At 64.6% G+C, this 1,831-nt stretch carries 2 protein-coding genes; both read left to right on the top strand.

Annotated elements, in window-relative coordinates; all coding sequences use genetic code 11:
• Window positions 1-100: 100 nt before the first annotated feature.
• A complete protein-coding gene (locus LB553_RS30380; protein WP_224518629.1) occupies window positions 101-1,108 on the top strand; it encodes a dihydroxyacetone kinase subunit DhaK in 1,008 nt (335 codons plus the stop codon).
• 5 nt (window positions 1,109-1,113) lie between these two features.
• A complete protein-coding gene (gene dhaL / locus LB553_RS30375) occupies window positions 1,114-1,722 on the top strand; it encodes a dihydroxyacetone kinase subunit DhaL (RefSeq protein ID WP_224518628.1) in 609 nt (202 codons plus the stop codon).
• Window positions 1,723-1,831 lie beyond the last annotated feature (109 nt).

Below are 1,831 nucleotides of genomic sequence, written 5' to 3'. Positions count from 1 at the left end.
ACTTCATGCTTCGCGACCTTGTTGGACCAGAAGAAGACCGTTTCCCCGCCGTCGCGAAACGCTCTAGTCTCACGGTCGGAGATGATACAGGGAGACGCGAATGAGCCTCACGCAGAAGCTGATCAACGACGGCAATGCGGCCGTGGACGAAATGCTGCTCGGTATCATGGCCGCGCATCCCGAGCATCTCTGGCGCCCCGACAACGCCCCGCGCGCAGTCGTTGCAAAGAATAGCCCGCGGACCGGCAAAGTCGCACTGGTGATCGGCGGCGGCTCAGGCCATGAGCCGACCTTCCTGGGCTATATCGGCAAGGGACTGGCGGATGCCGCAGCGATCGGCAACGTCTTCGCCTCGCCCCCTCCGCAGCCGGCAGTCGACGCGGCAATGGCTGCGAGCGGCGGTGCAGGTGTCCTGTTCATGTATGGCAACTATGCCGGTGACGTGATGAACTTCGACATGGCCGCAGAACTGCTGGAGATGGAAGGCATCGAGGCGCGCACGGTGCTGACCACCGATGACGTCGCGTCGGCGCCGCGCGACCAAAGGCAAAAGCGCCGGGGCGTGGCCGGCAATGTGTTCATCTTCAAGTGCGCGGGCGCGGCCGCCGACATGATGATGCCGCTGGACCAGGTGGAGCGGATCGCCAGGCATGCCAATGACCGCACCTTCACCATGGGCGTGGCGCTCTCGTCCTGTTCCCTGCCGCAGACGCGGAAGCCGAGCTTCGATCTGCCTGTTGGTGAGATGGAGATCGGCATGGGCATTCACGGCGAGCCCGGTGTGCGGCGCGGGCAGTTGCGCTCGGCCAACGATGTCGCCGACGAAATCATGGACGCGATCCTGGCGGAAATGGAGGCGCCGGCCGGCGATCGTGTCGCGGTGCTGGTCAACTCGCTCGGCGCAACACCGCTGATGGAACTCTACATCCTGAACGCGCGGATCGCGGAGCGCCTGAAAGGCGCCGGACTGATCGTCCACAAGACGTTTGTCGGCCCCTACTGCACGTCGCTCGATATGGCCGGTGCTTCAATCACCATCATGCATCTGGACGACGAATTGCAGCGCATGATCGACCACCCCTGCGACTGCGCCATGTTCCGGAGCTGAGCGAGATGGAGTTTACGACCGGGGATTTGAAAGCCCTTTTCGGCGCCTTCTCCGCGCGGATGGCGGCTGAGCGCGACAGGCTCTGCGCGCTTGACGGAGTGATTGGGGACGCTGACCACGGCATCGCCATGGAACAAGGCATGAAGGCCGCGGCCGATGCAGCCCAGGCGGCGGAGGGCACGCTGCAGGATCTGTTCAATGCCGCCGCCAAAGGCTTTCTCAACGCAGTCGGCGCCTCCTCGGGACCGCTCTACGCGACCGCCCTTCTGCGCGCCGGCAAGGCCGCGGGTCCGCGAGGATCGATCCCAAGCAGCGAGTTGCGGACTGTCATTGCGGCGATGCGCGACGGCATCGTCCAGCGTGGCAAGGCGGAGCCCGGCCAGAAGACGATGCTTGATGCCTGGGGACCGGCCGCCGATGCCGCACTCGATGGTCAGAATGCCGATGCCATAATCGCGGCTGCCCGACAGGGAGCAGAAGCGACACGCAACATGGTCGCGACCGTCGGCCGCGCCGCACGTCTCGGCGAGCGTTCTTTGGGCCACCCGGACCCGGGCTCGATTTCGGCCGCCATGCTGGTCGAAGAAATCTGCAAGGCCATGAAAGCCGCCTAACCCCTTTTTGTAGGCAATGAGGGTTCTGTGGTTGTCTCTGAGTCCGGAACGGCTTCGATCTGGCGCTGCCGAGCGAGGCTCTGACGGCCTCGATCAGGCGCTCGAAGGG

The sequence above is a fragment of the Mesorhizobium sp. CA8 genome, assembly GCF_020164955.1.
In the GTDB taxonomy this organism is placed as follows: domain Bacteria; phylum Pseudomonadota; class Alphaproteobacteria; order Rhizobiales; family Rhizobiaceae; genus Mesorhizobium.
This window is presented reverse-complemented; position numbering and strand designations above follow the sequence as displayed.

Coding starts and splice junctions, on each gene's coding strand:
- dhaL (WP_224518628.1), top strand. CDS start 1,114: ATGGAGTTTACGACCGGGGATTTGAAAGCCCTTTTCGGCGCCTTCTCC.
- LB553_RS30380 (WP_224518629.1), top strand. CDS start 101: ATGAGCCTCACGCAGAAGCTGATCAACGACGGCAATGCGGCCGTGGAC.